Genomic DNA, 5,530 nt, shown 5'->3' with positions numbered 1-5,530 from the left:
AAATTTTTTCATAATTTTACAATAGTTTTTTAAAATTCAACATTAGTTTTAAAAGCCACTCCTTTTCCTGTACATCGCGCCAACTTTGTTTTTGGGAAAGGAGGTTTTATCTTTTTGCGTTATAAGTTTTACGCTTAACGTTTTACGTTTTTATTCTTATTAATACTCAAGTTCACTTTTTATAACGGATTTTGTCATTCTGGGCTTGTCTCAGAATCTCATCTCGTTGGTATTCTTAGCTTGTCGAAAAATTTCTTCCTTTCATTTTTTTGAGCATCCAAAAAAACGAAACAAAAAAAGATGCCGACAGTAGTCTCTCAATGATTCAACTAAATAAATTATTTCCATAAAGTTGGCAACTCACTCCACTCAAACACTCCAACTTTTTTATTCCAATAATTTAGAGTTGAATTACATTTCGATTCTAAATCGTCGGATTTTTAATTCTTATTTATATACTCAAATTCACTTTTAACAACGAGTTTAGAAACGGTCAATGCTGAAAAGTCGAGTGTCAATTAGGCGTAAAGAGCGTTAAAATGATTTATGTTCGCATTTCATATGCGAATGATTCAAAGCATTTAGCGAGTAGCCATTATTGACCGACTTGTAAGCAAAGACTTGATTTTTTGATTACTTTTTGATCAAGCAAAAAGCAATAAATAGAGAACTTCTAATTATCGTAAATTCCATTTAGAATTTCATCTCTATTATCATGCTCGCGTGAGCTCGTCTACTTTTATCCTATATTCCTCCTAAAAATATCCCCCTCTGACAAGTTTTAAAAATTACATTAATAAATGAAAACTAAAAATTAACACTAATCACTTTATGAAGATCATTTATACTCTTTGTGTTGTCTTCGGGGGATAGAGTGTGAATCTGTTTACTCTTTCATGATTTTACATACGTTTTTTAATTCAACATTAGTTTTAAAAGCCACTCCTTTTCCTGTACATCGCGCCAACTTTGTTTTTGGGAAAGGGGTTTTTCTTTTTACGTTATACGGTCTACGCTTAACGTTTTACGTGTTATTCTTTCTTGCTGTCACATTGAGTGATTTTCGTTTCATAGAAAAAGAAAATAGTATCGAAATGTCACTTTTTTTAATGTCACTTTTTTTCGTCAAAAAAACTAACGAAAAANNAATAAGTTTCAGCCATTCAATATTTTAAATCATTTGCTGCGCAAACAGTAAAATATTTTAACCATGGCGATCAACTTTTTGACACTCGCCTCCAAATCATATGACATTTTTATAATCCTTTTTCAAATACATCATACATTGTACATTTTACTTAATACATACTACATTTTACAACTCAACATCGATACACGAACCTCGAACAAACCATACGGAACGCATATACAATGGATACAGAATGGATACAGCGCGGATACAGAAAAGTGTCATTTTGGATATACACCGATACAGGGATTTAACACTTTTTAACACATTGTTTCTCTAATATTCTGTCATTTCAAGAAATCTTTTTTCATTTTTTGAGCGCAAAAAACGAAACAAAAAACTCTTGTCTTTGATTTTCGACGGTCAAAATTAGTTTCAGCCATTCAATATTTTAAATCATTTGCTACGCAAACAGTAAAATATTTTAACCATTTACTTCAACTTTTTGACACTCGCCTCCAAATCATATGACATTTTTTAATCCTTTTTTCAAATACATAATACATTGTACTTTTTACATCGTACAACTCTAAAATCTCAATACTAAAATCTCACGTCTCATATCTAAATAAAAGGTAGCAGAACCCCAATAAATTTGGAAAATGATATGAAAGGCATTACTTTTAATGTGCGAAAAAAAAGAGTATAACCTAGCTGTCAAAGTCTCCTTACCGAGGCTCTGATAGAGAGCGTGTAAAAAAAGGATAGTCCTTTTCTTTACGATCCGTTAAATGTTATAAAACGGAGATTTGTTCTTTAAAAGAATTAGTAACACCAACAGACTTTGTCTGGCGGTTTTTTACGGATGAATGGAAATTGTTTCGTTCTCATTTTGTGTTGGGTTTTATGGAACGATGTCTTCTATTCTTGATAGAAGTAGAAATAAAAAGTCAGAGAAACGATTTACACTCCTTCATTATCGTGAGGAAATCCGGTAAGAAAACCTTTAGAGTAAACTCTTGCCCAATGAAGTACAAACGCATAAATCGCCCTCTGGAATTATCGCAAATATATGAAAATCCCAGTGTATTGGGCGACTTTTTGTACTCTCTAGGGCTTATAATTTACCGGATTATTCCCGAATAGAGAGACATCATTTCGTTAAGTCAAATAGCCTTAACTAATTGTGTCGCTTTAAACATATATCAAATATACAATGTTTGACACTAAACGCCAAACTTTTTTAATAAATATTTTAAATTATATGAAAATTAATCGATTAGATATTGTTTTTAAAGAAAGAAATGTACAAAATAGAGTCATTGCTAAATTTATTGGTAAAACTGAATTTACAATATCTAAATGGCGAAATAACAAAAGACAACCTTCTTTGGAAGAACTAATTGAAATTGCAAAATTACTAAGAGTAAGTATTTATGATTTAATAGAACCAACAAACTGGGACAATGAAAAAACAGATACATATGAGGAGTTTGTAAAAAAAGTAAAAGACATTAAATAATTAAAAACGGTTAGTTTAAAATAAAAATCTTAAATTCGAAATGCCTATAAGTCATAGGCATGACGTTCATTTATTACTCAGGTGTTAGATTTTAGGTTAAAAGTTCACCTGAGTTTTTTATTTATACGTAAATTAATATAAGTAAAGGGCTTCTATATAGAAGCCCTTTACTTATTTACACAATAATGGTTATAAATTAGATTTGTTTGTATATTTGGGATTAATTTTACAAAGTCAAGACATAGTTTTTTTTACGAAACTATATTTTACTAAGTAAAAATACTTGCAGTCATTAGACGTAATTCTAAAAACGATAAAGCATAAATGAATCTATCAAAAATAGAACTTGTATCAGAAGAAACTATACAAAAAATAAAAGAATTAAAACTTAAAGCAGAATCAACTGAAATTGATTTTAAGGAAATTTATAAAGTAAGTGATAAAAAATCTAAAGTAGAGTTTATTAAAGATTTGAAATCATTCGCAAATTCTAAAGGTGGTTATATCATTTTTGGAGTTAATAATAATGGTGAATGGGTAGGCTTAGATGATAGAAGCGATGATGATGTAGATGATGCAACAATTTACAACATTATAGATGAATATGTTGATGGCGAAATTAATATTATAAGTAATATTGTAGAATTAGATAATAAAGCCTTTTTTGTTATTTACATTGAGCCTTGTGAGAAAATTTTAATTTTCAAAAAAGATGGTCAATTCCAAAAGAAAACTTGGGGACAAAATAAAAAAGAAGCGAATGACTTCGCATTCAGAAAAAACGATATTTATTGTAGAAGAGGAAGTCGTTCAATAAAAGCTGATAAGCTATTTTATCAAAAAAAATCCAATCAATTTAGAATTATTGAAAACATATTAGATCAAACAAATATTTATAATGAGTTCATTGGAAGAAAAAAATACATTACTGATTTGTATGAAAAATTATTGAATCCTAATAATCGAATTATTCAAATAGATGGAATTGGAGGGATTGGAAAAACAAGTTTTGTACATTATTTCTGTAAGCAGTTAATCGAGAATACTGATTTTAAAAATGATTTTGAATTCATAATTTGGACTAGTTCAAAAAGAAATCGTTATACACCTAAAGGTATTACTGACATAACTGAATTCATATCAAATTATAATGACTTAATATTAGATATATATAAATTTATTTTAGAAAATAATTTAGTCAATGAAGATATTGAGAACGAAGATTTTGAAGATATTGTATTAAATTTTTTAGAGAAAAATAAAGTATTATTGATAGTTGATAATCTGGAAACTTTAAACGATTCTGATTTATTAAATTTATTAGAGAAATTTCCAATTAATTCTAAAGCAATTTTAACTACTAGAGAAACTTTAGGCGACTTTTATATGGCGAGGATTAACTTAGAAGGATTTAAAGAAGAATTAGAGTTTCCTGAATTTTTAAATTCTCAGTATAGATTTTATTCTAATTCTGAAAATAAGTTTTCAGAATTATTCGAGAATTACTTGTCTGAATTATATAAATATACGAAAGGTATGCCACTGGCAGGTCAGTTAATCACTCATCAAATATCACAAAACACACCAATACAAAATGTTATAGCTAATTTAAAAAGTGGTGACGCATACCACGACATTTTAACTTTTTGTTTTGAAGGGTCTATAAATAAACTAAATAATGAAGAATGTACTATCATTTATCTTCTTTCATTATCTGATAGAGAAGATTTATTAACAGCAGATGATTTATCTTATATCTCTGAATTAAATGTTGATGAAATAGGATTCAATATTTTACCAAAACTATCATCAATTTCGTTAGCTTTATCATTTAAAAATAGTGAACAAACAATTGGTTACACACTACCTCACTTAGCAAAAATTTACATTAAGAAGTTTTTAGATTTATCAAATGAGAAAGAAATATTAGAAAAATTTGAAAATTTTATACAAGAAAGAAAAGCATTTTCTAACGGTGATTTAAGTAGTATACAATTATTATCCCGTTCTAATGCAAATAACCATAAAGAAAAAGTAGCTTCAAATGAGGCATTGAGAGCGTTATCAATTTCTAATTTTGATTATGACTATGCAATTTTATTAATTGATGAATTAATAAAAAAGAATAATAAATTTCCATTTTTATATCTCATCAAAGGTAAAATACAAGATAATAGTTTTCATCCAGATAAATTTGCATTATCAAAACAAGAGTTTTTAATCGCTATCGATTTAGATAATAATTTTATTGAAGCTTATCTAGAATTGGGATATTTGGTTCTAAAAAATAGAGTTGGTAAAAATAAAACATCAAAAGAGATGATTGTTGAAGCAATTGGATATTTTCAAAATGTTCTTAAAATGGAAGAAAATAATAATAGAGCACATTTGGGATTAGGACAATCATTAGCTGCACAAGCAAAGGACATTAATTATTTTTACAATAAAGATGATAAGCACAATAAAGCAAATTTAGCTAATAATCATTTTGAAAAATCATATTATAAAAATGAAAAATTAACTCCTACACAAATACATTCAAATGCAATAACTGCATATAATCAAGCTTTGAACTTAACTAGGAATTTAAGAAATTACACTAATGCTTTTGAGATAGTAACTTTAGGTTTAACATTCGAAGAAAATAATTTAAAACTATTAAACTTAAAACAAGATTTAACGTATAAACTTAACCCAGAAGAATATTCAAAAAAATTATTTGAAGAAAAAGGCTGGTTAAAAAATAATTAACTACAGCTAGTAATTAAGTATTCGTATTGCTCGTGTAACTAGAAATGATTTTCAAAATTTCTTAAATTAAGAAAAGAATAAAATATAAAACCTCTTTAATACTTCGGCAAGCTATTAGATTTGTATTT

2 protein-coding genes are annotated in these 5,530 nt (G+C 27.6%); both read left to right on the top strand.

Annotated features, from left to right (window positions below):
- Window positions 1–2,345: 2,345 nt before the first annotated feature.
- Entirely contained in the window at window positions 2,346–2,651 is a 306-nt protein-coding gene (locus B4H69_RS15385) for a helix-turn-helix domain-containing protein (protein WP_291094797.1), read from the top strand.
- A 324-nt stretch (window positions 2,652–2,975) separates the two neighbouring features.
- A complete protein-coding gene (locus B4H69_RS15380; RefSeq protein WP_291094795.1) occupies window positions 2,976–5,402 on the top strand; it encodes an ATP-binding protein in 2,427 nt (808 codons plus the stop codon).
- Window positions 5,403–5,530: the final 128 nt, after the last annotated feature.

The sequence above is a fragment of the Empedobacter sp. UBA6745 genome (assembly GCF_002453775.1).
Classification (GTDB): domain Bacteria; phylum Bacteroidota; class Bacteroidia; order Flavobacteriales; family Weeksellaceae; genus Empedobacter; species Empedobacter falsenii_C.
The sequence above is the reverse complement of the archived record's forward strand: the minus strand, read 5'-3'. Positions and strand labels throughout refer to the sequence as shown.